Origin of the sequence: Streptomyces sp. NPDC101234, from assembly GCF_044767525.1 — a bacterium.
Taxonomy (GTDB): domain Bacteria; phylum Actinomycetota; class Actinomycetes; order Streptomycetales; family Streptomycetaceae; genus Streptomyces; species Streptomyces sasae.
Genome location: NZ_JBIWOA010000031.1, coordinates 57,187 through 74,534 on the forward strand (window position 1 = coordinate 57,187; position 17,348 = coordinate 74,534).

A 17,348-nucleotide genomic window follows, 5' to 3' on the forward strand; every position below is an offset into this window, starting at 1 on the left:
CGGTCTCCCCGACCCCTGATGGGATCTTCCCTCAGGATGCGCCGCGCTACCCGCGAGTGGGGGGAACTTCCGGCCGTCCTGCGGGAGGCTGCCGGTCCGTCGGGCGCAGCGGTGGGATCGGCTCCGACGGGAAGTCGCGGGGGCCGGTCCACAGCGCCGGTACGGCGTCGCAGCGGCGGCACAGCTCGTAGGCGACGGCCTCGTAGTTGACCCGCCAGCCGTGGAAGTGCGGCCAGGCCTCCTCGGTACTGCGTTCGGCCCGGAAGCCCGTCTTCTCCAGCATGGCCACGGCCGCCTCGAACTCCGCGTAGGTCAGGTCGATGGGGGCGTCCGGGGCCGGGTCGGTGTCGACGGTCGCCCGTACGGAGGCGGCGATGTCGCGCAGCGCGGTGAAGCCGGCCCGCAGCATCAGACGGGCCGCCGGCGGCGCGGTGGCCGGGGTGAGGGCGAGCTGCATGGCCGCCGCGTCCATGACGGCGATCAGGCCGACCAGCCAGCTGCGGTAGGGGCGGGGCGAGCGGAACGCCAGCAGGACGGGATAGGTGGCGTGGCTCTCCCCCATGTCCGCGGCCAGCCGCTCCCAGGCCCGGTACAGCTCGGGCAGCGCGGTCTCGGTGTCGACCAGCCACTGCCGGGCGAGGATCTCCGGGCCCCAGGCGGGCTCGCCGGCCCGGGACTGGAGGAGGGTGACCTCCAGTTCGCGGCGGTTGTAGGCGGCGTACAGCGTGGGCAGGTAGGCGATCTGCAGGGCGATGACGACGGGGCCGGTGGCGGCGGCCACGAAGTCGAGCGCGGACAGCCGCAGCCGGGCGCCGCTGGCGAAGCCGAGGGTGAACAGGCTGGAGCCCGCCTCCCGGAACGCGGTGCTCCAGGACAGCGGGGAGAAGGCGTACAGCACCAGCCCGAAGCCGAGGAACGCCCCGCCCAGCCAGGCGGCGAGCATGCCGATCAGCATCAGCGGGGCGAGCCAGGTCTGGGCGCGGTCGATGGACCGGTAGCCGCCCCGGTGCGCGAAGAGGCAGAGCACCCGGCGCAGGCCCCACCAGAGCCGGTACACCAGCAGGGAGTACAGGCCCCGGGGGACCACGAGTGTGCGCAGGATGCTGCGCAGGACCAGGACGAGTACCAGTCCTCCGGCCACCCCGGAGATCCATTCCATGGCGCCATTCTGGCCCGCCCGGCGCTCTCGCGGTGACCGGAACCCTTCGTCAGCCCGCCGGCCGGGCCAGCAGCGTGCGCACGCCCTCCGAGGTGAGGGTGAGCGCGTGCGCCGAACTGCCGTCGATGGCGAGGGAGAGGTTCTCGTCGGGCCACTGCGAGGCGAGTGCGCCGAGCGGCACCATGCGGTAGCGGGAGACCGTCGGCAGCAGGCCGGTCAGCTCTCCCTCCGAGGTGAACACCGGGACGACCGGATCGCCGTCGGGCCGTTCCAGGACGGGCAGGGCGATCATCGAGGGGTCGGCCGTCTCCGCGGCGTCGTCGGGCACCGGCACCAGCACGTCGCTGTGTGCGAGGGTGTCCAGCGCGGTACGGTCCTCGGCGTTCACGGCCAGCGTGTCGAGCGCCCGCTGGGCCGGCGTCGGGAAGTCGTCGTGTGCGGGTGTCTCCATGGCGGGTCCCCAGGTAGCGGTGGCGGTACCGGCCGGAACCGGCAGGGTGCCGGACGGCCACGGCACGCGTACCCGGTCGTGGCCGGGGCATGCGCCCGATCACCGGGGCTTTCAGGGGATCAGCGGGATGTCGTCCGAGGGCAGGCCCAGGCGGTCGCGGCCGACGCGGTGCGCAAGGGGTTCGGCCATGCTCGGGCCGACATGGGTCCAGTACGTCGCCGCGTCCCGGAAGTAGCGCTGCATCCGCTCGCCGTCGCGGGCGTGCCGGGAGCCCGCGGTGCGGAAGAGGATGCGCTGGAGGACGTCCCAGGCCAGGCGGCCGGCGTTCAGGAAGGTGAGGGCGAGCCGGTTGTCCTCGGCGGTGGTGAAGGGGGCGTCGCCGACGGCGTTGCGACGGCAGGTCTCCATCCAGTCCTCGGCGGTGCGCCTGAGGGCGGCCTCCGCGGTGCCGATCACGCCGAGTGCCTCGCCGAGGTGGCGCTGGTAGTCGTCGAGTCCGGCGCGGGTGCGGCCGGGGTCCAGGGTCAGCGGGCGGCTGGGGAGGATCCGGGCGTACTCGTCGGCGGCCGCGTACGCGATGCCGATCATGACGGCGGCCAGTTCGGAGTGGAAGAAGCTCGGCGCGCGCCCGGCGTACATCGGGTTGCCGTGCAGCGCGGAGCCGGTCGAGCCGCCCTCGACGGGCAGGTCCAGCAGGGTCGCCCGGAGCGTGAGGTACTCGGGGATGCGGGCCCGGTCGAGGCGGACGCTGTTGGAGCCGCTGCCGCGCAGGCCGAGTACGCCGTGCCAGTCGTCGAGGACCGTCCAGGCCGGGCGCGGGGCGACGAACAGCACCGGCGGGCCGGGTGGGTCGCCGGGTTTCTCCGGGGCGCTCAGGGTCTGGCCGACGTAGTGCGTGGAGTAGGGGGCGCCCGAGGAGCACGGCCAGGTGCCGTCGAGGACGACATGTCCGGTGCCGTCCGGGCGGGCGATGCCGACCGGGGCGACCGTGGAGGCGGCCCGGAAGTCGCCGTCGGGGCCGAAGATCTCGTCCTGTGCCCGTTCCCCGAAGACACTGGCGACCTGGAGGACATGGGCGGCGGTGAGGGACAGCGCCCAGCCGGTGGAGGGGCAGCCGCGGGCGGTCTCGGTGACCACGCGCAGGAACACCGGCAGGCCGAACTCGTAGCCGCCGTAGCGGCGCGGCTGGAGGATCCGGTAGAAGCCGGCCCGCAGGAAGTCCTCATGGGTGGTCTTCGGGTAGTGCGTCAACTGTTCGGTCTCCGCCTGGCGTTCGCGCAGGACGGGCCGCAGCGCCACGGCCCGTTCGACGATGTCGCGTGCGCTGAGACCGGGTTCGGGAGTTGCGATCACGGTGCCTCTTGACGGCCAGGGCCATGTTTGCCGGGTTTGCCGACGCGATAGGGCGATTGAACACGGCGCGCACGGCGGACGTCCCGACCGGAAACCGCCAACCGGGTGGCGATGGCGGAACCAGGGGTGGTGCGGGGGCAGTTCCCCGTGGCACGTGCCTCGCGCTCCGTCCCGTGGCATCACTCGCCGCGCGAGGACAGGGGTAGGGGTAGCCGCGGAAGGTGACGGTCCGCATTTGCCCCGTCACCCGTGCGACACGAGAGAAGGAAAGCGATGTCGGTCGAGACCGGTACGGCGCCCGCGGCGGGCGCCGAGGAGCGGGAGCAGCAGAGCCTCGGTACCGCCGCGGCACGGAACCTCACGACGACCACCAAGTCCGAACCCCAGATGCAGGAGATCAGCTCACGATGGCTGACCCGCACACTGCCGTGGGTGAACGTGCCGGGCGGCACGTATCGCGTCAACCGTCGGCTGTCGTATCTGGTCGGCGACGGCCGGGTGACCTTCGTGCGGACCGGGGCGCAGGTCAGCGTGGTCCCCGCCGAGCTGGGTGAACTGCCGCTGCTGCGCGGCTTCGAGGACGGCACCGCGCTGCAGGCGCTGGCGGCGCGGTTCGAGCAGCGGGACTACGCGCCGGGGCAGGTGATCGTCTCGGCCGGGCGTCCGGCCGACCATGTGTATCTGATCGCGCACGGCAAGGTGGAGCAGATCGGCGAGGGCCCGTACGGCGACGAGGCGGTCGTCGGGCTGCTCGCGGACGGTGACACGTTCGGCGGTCAGGTGCTCGCCGGTCTCGACGGCGCCTGGGACTTCACGGCGCGTGCGGCGACGGCCACCACCGTGCTGGCGCTGCCGCACACGGCGTACCAGGAGGTCGCGGACCGGCACGCCGACCTGCGGGCGCATGTGGAACTGGCCGGGCTGGACGGGCACCGCGGGACGAACGACTTCGGCGAGGCCGAGATCGAGCTCAGCGCGGGCCATGTCGGCGAGCCGGACATCCCGCACACCTTCGTGGACTACGAAATCGATCCACGCGAGTACGAACTGAGCGTCGCCCAGACCGTGTTGCGGGTCCACTCCCGGGTGGCCGATCTCTACAACAAGCCGATGAACCAGACCGAGCAGCAACTCAGGCTCACCGTGCAGGCGTTGCGGGAACGCCAGGAGCACGAACTGGTCAACAACCGGGACTTCGGGCTCCTCCACAACGCCGACTACGACCAGCGGATCTCCACCCACGCGGGCCCGCCGACCCCGGACGACCTGGACGAACTCCTCAGCATGCGGCGGGACACCACGCATCTGTTCGCCCATCCCCGGGCGATCGCCGCGTTCGGCCGGGAGTGCAACAAACGGGGTCTGTACTTCGGCGGTATCGAGGTCAACGGTCACCACCTCCCGGCCTGGCGCGGGGTCCCGCTGCTTCCCTGCGGCAAGATCCCGGTCAGCGAGGCCCGCACCTCCTCGATCATCGCGATGCGGGCCGGCGAGGAGAACCAGGGCGTGGTCGGCCTCTTCCAGACAGGCCTGCCGGACGAGGTGGAGCCGGGCCTGAACGTCCGCTTCATGGGGATCAACGAGCAGGCGGTCATCTCCTACCTGGTCAGCACCTACTACTCGGCCGCCGTCCTGGTCCCCGACGCCCTCGGCATCCTGGAGAACGTGGAGGTGTCCCGCCGGGACTAGGGGGACCTCAGCCCAGCAGTTCGGTCACGGTCGTCACCCGGATCAGGGGGCGGTACAGGTCCAGCAGGTGCAGTGCCTTCGCGTGGGAGTCGTCGTCGGCGCCCGCGCAGGCGTCGGCGACGACCAGGACCTCGATTCCGGCGTCGGCCGCCGGCAGTGCGGTGGACAGGACACAGCAGTCGGTGCTGACGCCGGCCAGGACCAGGCGGCCGTGCGGGGCGGTGCGGGCGGCGAGTTCGGGGGTCCACTTGCCGAACGTCGGGGCGTCCAGGACGACTTCGGCCCGGTCGGCGAACTCGTCGGTCAGCCGCCAGAGTCCGGCGTCCGGGGGCCGGCGCGCGAAGGGCCAGCGGTCGTAGTAGGCCTGCCAGGCTCCGGTGGGGTGGGCCGGGGCGACGAAGCGGGTGAAGACCGTGCGGTGCGCGAAGGCCGGGAGCAGCCGTCGTACGCCTGCCGCCGCCTCGGGGTAGCGCGGGGCCGCCCAGGGGCCGCCGGGGTCGGCGAAGACGTGCTGCATGTCGATGACGGCCAGGAGGCCGGGCGGGGTGGTCATGCGAGCGTCGCCGGGGCGCCGGAAGTCTCGGTTTCCTGGGCGTGGACCCGGCCGCGGGCCAGGACCAGGGTGCCGAGGAAGCCGAGCGCCAGGGCGGCCAGGACGCCGAGGTTGGCGTACGCCCAGGCGCCGGACTTGCCGCCGAGGCCGAGCGGGCCGAGGAGATAGCCCTGCCAGGTGAGCCAGCTCGCGGCGGTGTTGGTGACCAGGCCCCAGCCGAGGGCGGTGGCGGCGAGGGTGAGGAGCAGGGGCAGCGGCGGTACGTCGCCGTAGCGGCCGACGGGGCGGTAGAGGTCGGCCTCGTCGTAGTCGCGGCGGCGCAGCGCCAGGTCGGCGAGCATGATGCCGCACCAGGCGGCGATGGGGACGCCGAGCGTGGTGAGGAAGCCCATGAACTGGCCGAGGAAGTCGTCGGCGAAGAAGACGATGTAGATCGAGCCCGCGATCATCAGGACGCCGTCCACCAGGGCGGCGAGGTAGCGGGGCACGGGCAGACCCGCGGAGAGCAGGGCGAGGCCCGAGGAGTAGATGTCCAGGACCGCGCCGCCGACCAGGCCGAGGACGGCGACGACGGCGAAGGGGACCAGGAACCAGGTGGGGAGGATCGTGGTCAACGCGCCGATGGGGTCCGCGGCGACGGCCTTGTTCAGGGTTGCGGAGGAGCCCGCCAGCAGGAGGCCGAAGACCAGCAGGAGCAGCGGGGCGACCGAGCCGCCGAAGGTGGTCCAGCCGATCACGCCCCGGCCGGCGGAGGTGCGGGGCAGGTAGCGGGAGTAGTCGGCGGCCGCGTTGACCCAGCCGAGGCCGAAGCCGGTCATCATGAAGACCAGCGCGCCGATGAACTCCTGGGCGGAGCCGGACGGGATCGCGCTCACCGTGGCCCAGTGGATGTGGTCGGCGACCAGCACGACGTAGACGACCGTGAGGACGCCGGTCACCACCGTGATCACGGTCTGCAGCCGCATGATCAGGTCGAAGCCCATCACACCGCCGGCCACGGTCAGGGCGCAGACCACGACCAGGGCGACCACCTTGGTCTCCGTACCGCCGCCCCAGCCGAGCCGGGTGAAGACGGTCGCGGTGGCCATCGTCGCGAGGGCGATGAGGACGGTCTCCCAGCCGACGGTGAGCACCCAGGAGACGACCGACGGCAGCCGGTTGCCCCGCACACCGTACGCGGCGCGGCTGAGCACCATCGTGGGTGCCGAGCCGCGCTTCCCGGCGACCGCGATGAAGCCGCAGAGGAGGAACGAGGCGATGATGCCGATGACTCCGGCGGCCAGGGCCTGCCAGAAGGAGATTCCGAAGCCGAGCGCGAAGGCGCCGTAGCTCAGGCCCAGCACCGAGACGTTCGCGCCGAACCAGGGCCAGAACAGGGTGCGCGGGGTGCCCTTGCGCTCGGCGTCGCCGATCACGTCGAGCCCGTGCGTCTCGACCTGGAGCTGTCTGCCGGGTTCCCGTGTGTCCGCCATCGTCGGCCCATCTGTCCAGGTGTGTTGGCTGGAGGCTAGGTCGGCGCGGGTCGGGGGTCAAGGCGAATTGATCAGGCGGGAGCCGGGCGGCGACCCGGCCGGCCCAACAGGATTTGACACCGCTGCCACCCCCCCTCCAATCTATGATCATGAAATCCATTTTCAAAAGGAGGGACGGCTGACGATGCGTGTGGCTTTCGTCGGCAAGGGCGGCAGCGGCAAGACGACCCTGTCGGCCCTCTTCGCCCGCCGTCTGGCACGCTCCGGCGCGCCGGTCGTCGCGATCGACGGCGACATCAACCAGCACCTGGCCCACGCCCTCGGCCTGGCCGAGGACGAACTGTTCACCGCGCCCGCGCTGAGCTCGCGGACCGGTGAGATCAAGGACTACCTGCGCGGCACGAACCCCCGGATCGCGTCCCGGGCGGCCATGGTCAAGACGACCCCGCCGGGGCGCGGCTCACGGCTGCTGCGCCTGCTCGGGGACGACGAGGTGCACTCCCACCACGTCCAGGAGGTCGGCGGGGTGCCCATGATGGTCACCGGGGCGTTCGCGGAGAGCGACCTCGGGGTGGCCTGCTACCACTCCAAGCTCGGCGCGGTGGAGCTCTACCTCAACCATCTGGTGGACGGCCCCGGCGAGTACGTCGTCGTCGACATGACGGCGGGCGCCGACGCCTTCGCCTCCGGTCTGTTCACCCGCTTCGACATGACGTTCCTGGTGGTCGAGCCGACCCGTAAGAGCCTGTCCGTGTACCGGCAGTACCGGGACCACGCGGCCGAGTTCGGGATCCCGGTCGCCGTGGTCGGCAACAAGGTCAACGGCGAGGACGACCTCGCCTTCCTGCGTGAGCGGGTGGGCGAGGACCTGCTGACGCACTGTGAGCTGTCGTCGTACGTCCGCGCCCAGGAACAGGGCCGGGGCGACGGCGAGCTGGAGGCGCACAACTCCCGGGCCCTGGACAGGCTGCGGACGGCCGTGGACGCGCGGGGCAAGGACTGGGACGCCTTCCAGCGGCATGCCGTGGAGTTCCATCTGCGCAACGCCACCGCCTGGGCCGACGCGGCCACGGGCCAGGACCTGGCCGCCCAGGTCGACCCGGACTTCCGGCACGGACCGGTGGCCCTGCCCGCCTTCGCCTGAGCCCCCGGTCCCCTCGCATGCACATCGCACCACCCCCTTCCGACAGAACAGGACACCCAGACATGTCGCTCGACGTCTCCCCGCAGCTGCTCGCCGAAGCCGAGAACGGCGCGGTGCGGGAGGAGGACTTCGTGGAAACCGTGCGTACGTCACTGCCGTACGCATACGGCCTCATCGCCCGGCTGGCCGCCGAACTGCGCCACGGGACAGCCGAGTTCGCCGACAACCAGACCCCGCCGGCATCGGAGAGGGAGCGCGGGCAGCTGCTGCGGGCGCTGTCCTCCGACGCGATCCGGAGCAGCCTGGAACGGCACTTCGGGGTCGCCCTCGCGTTCCAGAACTGCCACCGGGTCGCGGTGTTCCCGCCCGAGGCCCGGGGCGGGGCGACGCACACCCGCTTCACCTCGGCACGCTCGCAGATCCTCAACCAGTCGCCGGAGTTCCGTGACTGCTGAGTTCGACGGCCGGCAGGAGGGCGCGTCCGGCGGCCTCCTGCCGCCTCGCCTCGGCCCGTCAGCCGGCGACGATCTCGGCGAACCGCTCCGCGCCCACGTTGCCGCCGGACAGGATGACCCCGATCCGGCGCGGCAGCGGCGTCACACGGTGGGCGAGCAGTGCGGCCAGTCCGCTGGCGCCGCTCGGCTCCACGACGGTCTTCATCCGCTCGAAGGCGAACCGCATGGCGTCCCGGATCTGGTCGTCGGTGACCAGCGAGATGTCGTCCACCAGGCGCTGGTTGACGGAGAAGGTGAGCTCGCCGGGGATGTCGGCCGCCTGGCCGTCGGCGATGGTGCGGGGCACCTCGACGGACACCCGGCGGCCCGCCGCCAGGGACCGCCTGGTGTCGTCCCCGGCCTCCGGCTCGACCCCGACGACCCGGATCCCGGGCAGCAGCCCCTTCGCGGCCGTGGCGCTGCCCGCGATCAGACCGCCGCCCCCGACCGGCACCACCAGGGCGTCCAACTCGCCGACTTCCTCGATGAGTTCGAGGGCGGCTGTGCCCTGTCCCGCGATCACGTGCGGATGCTCGTACGGCGGCACGAGGGCGAGTCCGCGGTCCGCCGCGAGGGCCTTGCCGATCGCCTCCCGGTCGCCGGTGTAGCGGTCGTACGTCACGATCTCCGCGCCGTATCCGGCCGTCGCCTCCAGCTTGGAGCGCGGGGTGTCCTCGGGCATCAGGATCACGGCGGTGGTGCCGAGTTCGCGGGCGGCGAGGGCGACGGCCTGGGCGTGGTTGCCGGAGGAGTAGGCCGCGACACCCTTGGCCAGTTGCTCCGCCGACAGCCGGGACACGGCGTTGTAGGCGCCCCGGAACTTGAAGGCGCCGATGCGCTGGAGGTTCTCGCACTTCAAGAAGACCTCGGCGCCCACCAGTTCGTCCAGGGTGCGCGAGCGCAGCACGGGAGTGCGGTGGGCGACCCCCTTGATCCGTGCGGCCGCGTCGTGCACGTCCTGGAGGGTCACGGGCGGGGTGTCGGTCATGTTCGTCCTCCGTTCTGGGCGCCGTCGGCGCCGGATGCGCGTCGGCCACGGCGGCGCGGCTTCGGCCGTGCACCGTCGACCGTCTGGACTTATTGTCTACCACCTGGACTCAATGTCCAGATATGGCCTCGGAGTCGATCGGAGCCGCCGTGGCCGTTCAGCCGAGCTCGACCACCCTCGCGCACGCCGGCGGTGCGTCCGGTACGTAGTCGGGGTCGTTCTCGTGCCACGAGGTGCCCGAGTACCGCCGGGGGAACAGTCCCACCACCGTCCGGCAGGACGGCTGCGTCTCGGGCCAGGGTGTCTGGCCGTCGGTCAGGACCACCACGACGTCCGGTGCCGGGCTCGCCCGCAGCGCCCGGGCGAAGCCCGCCCGCAGATCCGTACCGCCGCCGCCCATCAGCGCGATGCCCTCCGCGCGGCACAGCGGCTGCACGGTCCGGGCGGCCACGTCGCAGGACAGGACGCTGACCAGGTCCCGGCGGCCGCCGACGGCCCGGGCGATGGCGGCCACCTCCAGCAGGGCCGTGCCCAGTTCGGCGTCGCTGACCGAGCCGGAGGTGTCGACGACGACGCAGACCCGGGGCGGGCGGCGGCGCAGGCTCGGCAGGACCACGCCGGGCAGACCGGCCGAGCGGCGCGACGGACGGCCGTAGGTGTAGTCGTCGCCGGCGCCCGCGGCCGAGGTCGCCGAGCGGACCGCCGCGCCCAGCAGCTCCCGCCACGGCTGGGGCGGATGGAAGGCCTCCTCCGCCCAGCGCCGCCAGCCCGCCGGGGAGTCGCCCGGCCGGCCGGTGATGGCCTGCGCCACCCGGAACCGGACGCCGTCCCGCTCCTGATCGCTGAGGCCGTGGGCACCGTCCGGGCCCAGGTTCCACTCCCGGTCGCGGCCGTCGGCACCGCTGCCGCAGTCGAGCCAGGTGAGGCTCTGCGTCAGCGGTCCGAGCCGGAACAGGCGCAGGTAGTCCTCCATCAGCTCGCCTTCGGGCAGTTGCAGCATGATCGGCCGGACGGCGCCTCGGGGCGTGACCAGCCCGTCGCCGTACACGTCGTCGTTGATCTCCAGGTCCGCCGCGATGTTCATGCGCAGCCGCTCGCCGGGGCCGGTCAGCCCGCGTTCCCCGGCGACCCGGTCGCTGCGCGCGTGGTGGTCGCGCAACAGGTGCGACACCTCGTGGACCCACACCCCGGCCAGGTCCTCCTCCGGCATCAGGTCCACGAACGCGGGCGAGACGTAGCACCGCCAGTGCCGGTCGACAGCCATCGTCGGCACCTGCCGGGACTCCACGACGTGCAGGGCGAACAGGGCCGTGGCGAGGTACGGCCGGGCCCGGGCGGCCTGCAGCCGGGCGGCGTAGAGCTTGTCGAGGTCCAGCGCCCCGGTCGGTTCCGCGTTCATGGTCCCGGTCGGTTCCGCGTTCGTCCGCCCAGCCGCTTCCGCCTTCATCGGCCTGCCTTCGCGGCGGCGCGCTCGGCCGCCCGGTCGGCCCTGCGGGACACGGTCACGACTCCGGCGAGGCGTTCCACGGCGGCCGGGACCTCCCAGTCGTCCCGGCGGAGCGAGGCCAGGGTGGTGGCCGGGACCACCACCAGGTCGGGGGCTCCGGTGTCCAGTGCCCGTACCAGCAGCGCCCAGGCCGCTTCCCAGCGGGACCGGTCCGGACGTTCGCGAACCGCGGCGACCACACCGTCGAGCACGGCCTGGCGCAGATCGCCGCGCTCGGGCAGGTCGGCCGTGTCCGGGGCGGCGAGCAGTGTCTCGGGGTCCGGGAGCTCCATCAGGTCCACGCTCGCCAGCAGTTCGAGCCCCGGCCCGTCGCCGACCGTGCCCCGGACCAGCAGGGAGAGCACGTCCCGGGAGGAGCCCGCGGCCTGCGCGAAGGCGACCAGACGCAGCGTCATGTCCCAGCTGCGGGGCGACGGCCAGGCGCCGCCGCGCCGCATCTCGCCGCTGGGCAACCGGTGCACGAGGGTGGGGCGGGTGGCGAGCAGGCCGCACACCGCGCGGCGCGCGAAGTCCACGGCGGCGGGCAGCCGGTCCGGATCGAGCCGGGGCAGGGTGGCCCGGGGCCAGGTGCCGCCGAGGCCGCGTACGACGACCTCGTGGTCATGGGCCCACTGGAGGTGCACGAAGCGGTTGGCCAGCGGTGGGCTCAGCTCCCAGCCGTCGGCCGCCGACGAGCGCGGGTTGGCGGCGGCCACGATCCGTACGCCGGGCGGCAGCCTGAGGGCGCCCACGCGACGCTCCAGGACCAGCCGGAGGAGGGCGGCCTGCACGGCCGGTGGCGCGGTGGACAGTTCGTCGAGGAACAGCAGGCCCCGGCCGGCCTTCACCAGCCGCACGGCCCAGTCCGGCGGGGCCATCGGGACACCCTGGACGGCCGGGTCGTCCCCTACGACGGGCAGCCCGGAGAAGTCGGACGGCTCGTGCACGCTGGCGATCACCGTGGTCAGCGGCAGGTCGAGCGCCTCGGACAGTCGGGTCAGCGCCGCGGTCTTGCCGATCCCGGGCTCGCCCCACAGCAGGACGGGCAGGTCGGCGGCGACGGCGAGGGTGAGCGCCTCCAGCTGGGTGTCGGGGCGGGGTTCGGTGGTGGAGTCGCCGAGCAGGGTCAACAGTTCGTCGGCGACATCGAGTTGGGCAGCGGTACGCAGGGGCATGTCTGATCACCTTGGTGTGGGAGGGCAGGCGGGCGGGCGTCGGCACCGGGTGGCGGCCGCGAGCGAGGTACGGCAGCGGAGGATGCGGGTCGGCAGCGGATGTGAGTCAGGAGCGGATGCGCGTCGGCAGCGGGCGGCTTCAGGAGTGGGCGGGCTTCAGGAGTGGATGTGCGTCAGCCGCAGATGCGTGTCGGCAGCGAGCGGACTTCAGCAGCAGATGTGCGTCAGCAGTGTCGGCAGTGGAGGTACGTCAGCAGCAGATCCGTGTCAGCGCCAGGTGGCGGGGCGTGGGCCCGGGCGTGGGTCGCGGAGGCGGCGGCTGCGCCGCTGTCGCCGGGCCCGGACGGGCCCGTTGCGGGATCCGGCGAGACCCGCCCGGTAGAGGCCGTAGGCGACACGCCGTCGCGCCGCCGCCTCCAGTTCGTCCCGCAACGGGCCGTCGCGCAGCACGGCTTCGGGCCCCAGCAGTTCTTCGACGACGGCGAGCGCGCCGGCCGTGTCCCCGTGGTCGAGGCGTTCCCGGACTCCGGTGAGGCAGTCGGGACGGCGGTGTGCCTCGTCGATGACCCGCAGGCAGGGCAGCGGCGGGCCGCCGAGCGCCACCAGCAGTTCCTCGCGCCGCAGTTGGTCCGCGGAGTGGTCCAGCGGGGACAGCACCCCGTCGACCATCCCGATCCGGTGCCGGGCGCCCCGGCAGTCCACCAGGCGTGCCTGCCCGGCCGGGTCTGGGCGCACCGCCCGATCGGACGGGAGATAGCCGGGGACGAGCGCGGCGGCGACCAGCGGATGCAGCCGGTCCGCGTCGATCAGCCCGGCGCGCAGCAGCTCCAGGTCGGGGAGGGTCCAGGTGGCTGCGTCGGGCAGGACGGGCAGGGCGCCGGTGTCCGTGTCCCGGCCGGTGCTCGTCGTTCCGTCGGCCGCGAGGTGCAGCGCGATCCGCTGCCGGCCGCCCAGCCGCACGGTGACCGTTCCGCTGTCCCGCCCTTCGGCGCGCAGCACGATCCGGGCCTCGTCCGCCCATCGGCCCGTGGCGCACAACGACGGTTCGCCGCCCGGTTGTCGGTCGGCGCCCGAACGGGTCCGCAGTTCACCGGCGGCGCCCGCGTCCCAGAGATGGCGGTGCAGGTCGAACCGGAACCGGCGGCTGGGGTGTGGATGCGGATGCTCCCGGGCGGCGGGCTCGCCCAGTGTGCCGTCCCAGAGCGCGAGGCTGATTCGCTGTCCGGCGTCCGCCCAGGCCGGCGGTGTCCGCACCACGAGGTGCAGGGCGCCTTTCCCTGCGTCGTAACGGGTCCCGGCGTCGTAACGGGCGAGCGGCATGGTCAGTCCGGGGCGCAGCAGCCCGTCGGGGGCGATCCTCGGCAGGTGCCAGCGCAGCAGGTCGGGGGCGAGCCGGCGCAGGTCGGCACGGATCCGGTCCCTCATGTCCCGGCCCCGGGTGCGGGTCAGGGCGCCGAGGTCGAGATCGACGTCGACATGGGCGGCGGCACAGGCCCCGGCCCAGTCCCCGGCGTTCCGGCGGGCGGTCGCGGTCTCGATCATGGCGGGCGGCACGGCGAACTCGCGCACGCGCTGCCAACGGGAGAGGCGGGTGTCCTCGTTCGCGGTATGAGTGCCCATCAGCACTCACCTTGCGCGGACGGGACCCCCGATCTGTCATCGGAGTGAGTGGTCATCGCAGGGAGCGTACGGCGCGCCCGCCGTGGTCCGCCACGCAATTACGGCCCCGGCCCGCACGTGACGCGGATCACCTTGATCAGGTGCAGCGTTCTGCGGGTCCCAGAGTCTTTTCCCAGGTGTAGGCAGCCGGGGAGAGCGGGGACCGTGGGAATGGAGCAGGCTCGGGCCGGTGAGTACGACGAGTTCGTGGCGGCCCGTTGGTCGGGGTTGTGCCATCTTGCCCGTCTGCTCACCGGTGGCGATCGGCATCGGGCCGAGGACTTGTTGCAGGAGTCCCTGGTCAAGTTGTGGTTCGTCTGGCCGAAGATCGCCGACGAGGCGCCGGAGGCGTACGTCCGCAAGGTCCTCGCCCGCGCGGCCGCCCGCTCGGCCCGGCGGCGCTGGTGGGGCGAGCGTCCCGTGGAGGAGCTGCCGGAGGTCGCGGCGGCCGGCGACATGTCGGCGATCGTCGCCGAGCGGTCGCGCCTGGAGGCGGCACTCGCCCTGCTGACCCCGCGCCAGCGGGCCGCGGTCGTCCTGCGCTACTACCAGGACCTGCCCGACCGGCAGGTCGCGGAGGTGCTGGGGTGCCCGGTGGGCACCGCCCGGTCGCACGCGGCGCGCGGTGTGGCCCGGCTGCGTGAGCTGTTGTCCGACGCCATCGAGCCGGTGAGGTGAGGGAGAAGCCATGGATCACTTCGAGCGGCAGTTGACGCAGTTGATGCACGACGACCGGGAGTCGACGGCTTTCGAGCCCCGGCACCGGGACCGGCTGCGGGCCGGTGTGCTGGCGCGGCGGCGCGTCCGGGCGGCACAGCGGGCGGCCGGCGGTGTTCTCGCGGTGGCGGGACTGGGCCTCGGTCTCCTCCTGTGGCCCCATTCCGACACCCGTGACGAACCCAGCGCGCCACACCCGTGGCCCGCGACCAGCCCCGGCCCGAGCACGAGTACGACCCCGGGGCCGGGCCCCTCCCCCACCGTCCCGTCCTCCGGGGCCACGACCTCGGCGCCACCGCCCACCGACACCACCGCGCCGCCCGCCACGCCGACGGCCACGAGCAGCGATTCGGCTTCCTCCTCGGCACCCCCGTCCGCGACGTCGACCCCCGACACCGGTACGACGAAGGGCACGTCGAGAGGCGCGTCCGGGAGCCCCTCCGGGGGTTCGAGCGCCACCACCTCGCCGCCGTCGGCGCCCGTGACCGAGGGGGCCGACCCGTCGGGCGGCGCGTCGGCAGCGGCCGGCTCGGCCGGCTCGGCCGGCTAGCGAGCGGTTCCCCCGCCACCCCCCCCATCGCCGGGTGCGCCTTCGGCGCGCCTCGGGAACGAGTACGAATGCGAAAAAACGCCATGAAACCTCCGCAGGCCACGCTTCCGGCCCCGGCTCCCCAGCCGCCCCCGGCGCGGCACGACGACGAACCGGTCCTGGACCTGGCCGTCCCGGTGTTCAACGAGGAGACGGACCTCGAACCGAGCGTTCGACGGCTCCACGCCCATCTGCGGGAGTCGTTCCCGTACCCCTTCCGGATCACCGTCGCCGACAACGCCAGCACCGACACCACTCCCCTCATCGCCGCCCGGCTGGCCGACGAACTGCCCGAGGTGGAGTGGATACGGCTGGCCGAGAAGGGGCGCGGCCGGGCGCTGCGGGCCGCCTGGTCCAGATCGTCGGCGCCCGTCGTCGCCTATCTCGACGTGGACCTGTCGACCGGGCTCACGGCGCTGCTGCCGCTCGTCGCCCCGCTGCTCTCGGGCCACTCCGACCTCGCCATCGGCACCCGGCTGGCGCCCGGCTCCCGGGTGGTGCGCGGCCCCAGACGGGAGATCGTCTCCCGCTGCTACAACATCCTGCTGCGCTGCACCCTCTCGGTGGGTTTCTCGGACGCGCAGTGCGGGTTCAAGGCCGTACGACGGGAGGCCGCCGGACAACTGCTGCCGCTGGTGCGGGACTCCGAGTGGTTCTTCGACACCGAGTTGCTGGTGGTCGCGGAGCGGGCCGGGCTGCGGATCCACGAAGTGCCGGTCGACTGGGTGGACGACCCGGACAGCCGGGTCGCGCTCGTCTCCACGGCCCTCGCCGACCTGCGCGGCATCGCGCGGCTCGGACGGGCGCTGGCCCGGGGCGTGCTGCCGCGGCGACCGGGTAGGTCGGCGGTTCCGGCGGCCGTCATGGCTCTCACGCATCTCCTGCTGTACGCGGCACTGCGCCCGGCCGCCGCCGCGCAGGTGGCCAACGTGCTTGCCCTGCTCGCCTGTTGGGTGGCCGGGCAGACGGTCTTCGGTCTGCTTCCGCTGCCCGCCCTGGCCACCCGGCTGGCCCTCACCGCCGGTTCGCTCGCCGCCCTGCGGCACACGGTGCCCGGCGCCGGGCTCCGCGCCGAACTCGCCGTACTGGCCGCCGCCCGGCTCTCCCTCGTACTGGCGCGGTCGGCGTCCGGGCGGAACCGGACGGAGTCCGCGGCCTGATGACCACACCCTTGAGGATCACACTCCCGGCCGCGCTGCCGGCCGTCCCCGAGTCCGGGCCTCCGCAGGCGCCCGGCTTCCGGCGGCGCGTCCGCCGCTACGTCCCGGCCCTCGCGATGTACGGCGTCCTGAAGCTGATCGGCTTCGGCTCCTTCATGTATCTGCTGGACTCGGCCGGGGACTTCCGCAAGAAGCATCCGCGCTTCGGGGGCGGCGCGCACACCTGGGACGTGCTGGGCACCTGGGACGGCTGGTGGTACCAGCAGATCGCGCTGCACGGCTACCACCCGCAACTGGTTCCGGTACCCGGCGCCACCGGCATGATCGACCTGCAGGGCAATTCGGCCGCGTTCTTCCCGCTCTACCCGGCGCTGATGCGGCTGGCGATGGAGGTCACGGGGCTCGGTCCGTTCGGTGCCGGGCTGCTGGTGTCGGTCGTGGCCTCGTTCGCGGCGGCGCTGGGCGTCTTCGCCGTCGCCGCCTGGTTCGCGGGCCGGCGGGCGGGGCTGGCGGCGGCCGGGCTGTGGGCCGTGTGGCCGGGCTCCGGCGTGGAGTGGGCGGTGTACTCCGACTCGCTGTACGTGGCCCTCGCCGCCTGGGCCCTGTACGCCGTGCTGACCCGCCGCTGGCTCACCGCCGGTGTACTGACCTTCGCGGCCGGTCTCAACCGCCCCACCGCCGGCGCGTTGATCGCCGCGCTGGCCCTGGCCGCGCTGCTCGCGCTGCGCCGCCGCGAGGACGGTGTCGCGCGTCCGCTGACCGCCATGCTCGTGGCCCCGCTGGGCCTGCTCGGCTATCTGGGCTGGGTGGGCCACCGCATGGGTGACTACGGCGGCTACTTCAAGCTCCAGTCGGGCGCGTGGGGGCACGAGTTCGACTACGGCAGGCAGACCCTGGACGTCCTGACGTCCGTCCCCGTGGGCCACTTCTCGTATCTCTTCGCGCTCCCCTTCGCGGACGTCATCGGGGTCGGTGTCGTCCTGCTGGACCTGGCGCTGCTGCCGCTGCTGTTCCGGCTGCGGCCGCCGGCGGTGCTGGTCGTCCACACGGTGCTCACCCTGGCCCTGGTGCTGGGCAGCCAGCAGTACTTCGCGAACGTCTCCCGCTATCTGCTGCCGGCGTTCCCGCTGTTCGTCCCCCTGGCGGTCGCACTGCGCCGTGTCAGCCTGCCCTACCAGTGCGTCCTGCTGGGCATCGCAGCACTGGCCTCCGGCTCGTACGCGGGCTATGCACTGTTCGAACTCGGGGTGCCCTAGCCG

General features: G+C 73.1%; 16 protein-coding genes. 7 read left to right on the forward strand and 9 right to left on the reverse strand.

Annotation, left to right across the window (positions count from 1 at the left end; all coding sequences use genetic code 11):
* Positions 1–46: 46 nt before the first annotated feature.
* The 3 genes from ACIRR9_RS41105 to ACIRR9_RS41115 all read right to left on the reverse strand — a co-directional run bounded on the left by ACIRR9_RS41105 (position 47) and on the right by ACIRR9_RS41115 (position 2,963).
* A complete protein-coding gene (locus ACIRR9_RS41105; RefSeq protein ID WP_403763279.1) occupies positions 47–1,159 on the reverse strand; it encodes a hypothetical protein in 1,113 nt (370 codons plus the stop codon).
* Between the two features lie 49 nt (positions 1,160–1,208).
* Complete coding sequence (locus tag ACIRR9_RS41110; protein WP_123971717.1) at positions 1,209–1,610, reverse strand: SseB family protein; 402 nt, start codon at positions 1,608–1,610, stop codon at positions 1,209–1,211.
* Positions 1,611–1,721: 111 nt separating this feature from the next.
* A complete protein-coding gene (locus ACIRR9_RS41115) occupies positions 1,722–2,963 on the reverse strand; it encodes an acyl-CoA dehydrogenase family protein (protein ID WP_403763282.1) in 1,242 nt (413 codons plus the stop codon).
* Positions 2,964–3,236: 273 nt separating this feature from the next.
* On the opposite strand from ACIRR9_RS41115, the gene ACIRR9_RS41120 reads away from it, so the two are divergent.
* The gene (locus ACIRR9_RS41120) at positions 3,237–4,652 is read left to right on the forward strand and encodes a family 2B encapsulin nanocompartment shell protein (protein ID WP_403763285.1); all 1,416 of its coding nucleotides are present in this window, start codon (positions 3,237–3,239) and stop codon (positions 4,650–4,652) included.
* A gap of 7 nt (positions 4,653–4,659) precedes the next feature.
* Here ACIRR9_RS41120 and ACIRR9_RS41125 read toward each other — a convergent pair whose 3' ends face one another.
* Positions 4,660–5,205 carry a cysteine hydrolase family protein gene (locus ACIRR9_RS41125; protein ID WP_403763288.1) on the reverse strand — a complete coding sequence of 182 codons (546 nt, stop codon included), beginning with the start codon at positions 5,203–5,205 and terminating at the stop codon, positions 4,660–4,662.
* A complete protein-coding gene (locus tag ACIRR9_RS41130; RefSeq protein WP_403763291.1) occupies positions 5,202–6,677 on the reverse strand; it encodes a purine-cytosine permease family protein in 1,476 nt (491 codons plus the stop codon). The genes ACIRR9_RS41125 and ACIRR9_RS41130 overlap by 4 nt, the downstream gene beginning before the upstream one ends.
* A 184-nt stretch (positions 6,678–6,861) precedes the next feature.
* Between ACIRR9_RS41130 and ACIRR9_RS41135 the strand changes: the two genes are divergently transcribed.
* Together ACIRR9_RS41135 and ACIRR9_RS41140 are read left to right on the forward strand one after the other, a co-directional pair.
* Complete coding sequence (locus ACIRR9_RS41135) at positions 6,862–7,821, forward strand: ATP-binding protein (protein ID WP_403763294.1); 960 nt, start codon at positions 6,862–6,864, stop codon at positions 7,819–7,821.
* 62 nt (positions 7,822–7,883) lie between these two features.
* Entirely contained in the window at positions 7,884–8,276 is a 393-nt protein-coding gene (locus tag ACIRR9_RS41140) for an SCO5389 family protein (protein ID WP_403763297.1), read from the forward strand.
* Positions 8,277–8,334: 58 nt separating this feature from the next.
* Here the strand turns inward: ACIRR9_RS41140 and ACIRR9_RS41145 are convergent, their stop codons facing one another.
* The 4 genes from ACIRR9_RS41145 to ACIRR9_RS41160 all read right to left on the reverse strand — a co-directional run bounded on the left by ACIRR9_RS41145 (position 8,335) and on the right by ACIRR9_RS41160 (position 13,584).
* Complete coding sequence (locus ACIRR9_RS41145) at positions 8,335–9,303, reverse strand: threo-3-hydroxy-L-aspartate ammonia-lyase (RefSeq protein ID WP_403763300.1); 969 nt, start codon at positions 9,301–9,303, stop codon at positions 8,335–8,337.
* A gap of 157 nt (positions 9,304–9,460) precedes the next feature.
* Positions 9,461–10,702, reverse strand: coding sequence for a VWA-like domain-containing protein (locus ACIRR9_RS41150; RefSeq protein ID WP_403763303.1), 1,242 nt, complete (start codon positions 10,700–10,702; stop codon positions 9,461–9,463).
* Positions 10,703–10,746: 44 nt separating this feature from the next.
* Complete coding sequence (locus ACIRR9_RS41155; protein WP_403763306.1) at positions 10,747–11,964, reverse strand: AAA family ATPase; 1,218 nt, start codon at positions 11,962–11,964, stop codon at positions 10,747–10,749.
* A gap of 267 nt (positions 11,965–12,231) precedes the next feature.
* A complete protein-coding gene (locus ACIRR9_RS41160; RefSeq protein WP_403763308.1) occupies positions 12,232–13,584 on the reverse strand; it encodes a hypothetical protein in 1,353 nt (450 codons plus the stop codon).
* 210 nt (positions 13,585–13,794) lie between these two features.
* Here ACIRR9_RS41160 and ACIRR9_RS41165 point away from each other — a divergent pair, with 210 nt between their 5' ends.
* The 4 genes from ACIRR9_RS41165 (at position 13,795) to ACIRR9_RS41180 (ending at position 17,345) form a co-directional block, all read left to right on the forward strand.
* Positions 13,795–14,301: a SigE family RNA polymerase sigma factor gene (locus ACIRR9_RS41165; RefSeq protein WP_365345799.1), complete on the forward strand. Its 507-nt coding sequence runs from the start codon at positions 13,795–13,797 to the stop codon at positions 14,299–14,301.
* 10 nt (positions 14,302–14,311) lie between these two features.
* Positions 14,312–14,890 carry a hypothetical protein gene (locus tag ACIRR9_RS41170; protein ID WP_403763311.1) on the forward strand — a complete coding sequence of 193 codons (579 nt, stop codon included), beginning with the start codon at positions 14,312–14,314 and terminating at the stop codon, positions 14,888–14,890.
* Positions 14,891–14,973: 83 nt separating this feature from the next.
* Positions 14,974–16,089, forward strand: coding sequence for a dolichyl-phosphate beta-glucosyltransferase (locus ACIRR9_RS41175; protein ID WP_403763314.1), 1,116 nt, complete (start codon positions 14,974–14,976; stop codon positions 16,087–16,089).
* The gene (locus ACIRR9_RS41180) at positions 16,089–17,345 is read left to right on the forward strand and encodes a hypothetical protein (protein WP_403763317.1); all 1,257 of its coding nucleotides are present in this window, start codon (positions 16,089–16,091) and stop codon (positions 17,343–17,345) included. The genes ACIRR9_RS41175 and ACIRR9_RS41180 overlap by 1 nt, the downstream gene beginning before the upstream one ends.
* The last annotated feature ends 3 nt before the right edge of the window (positions 17,346–17,348 follow it).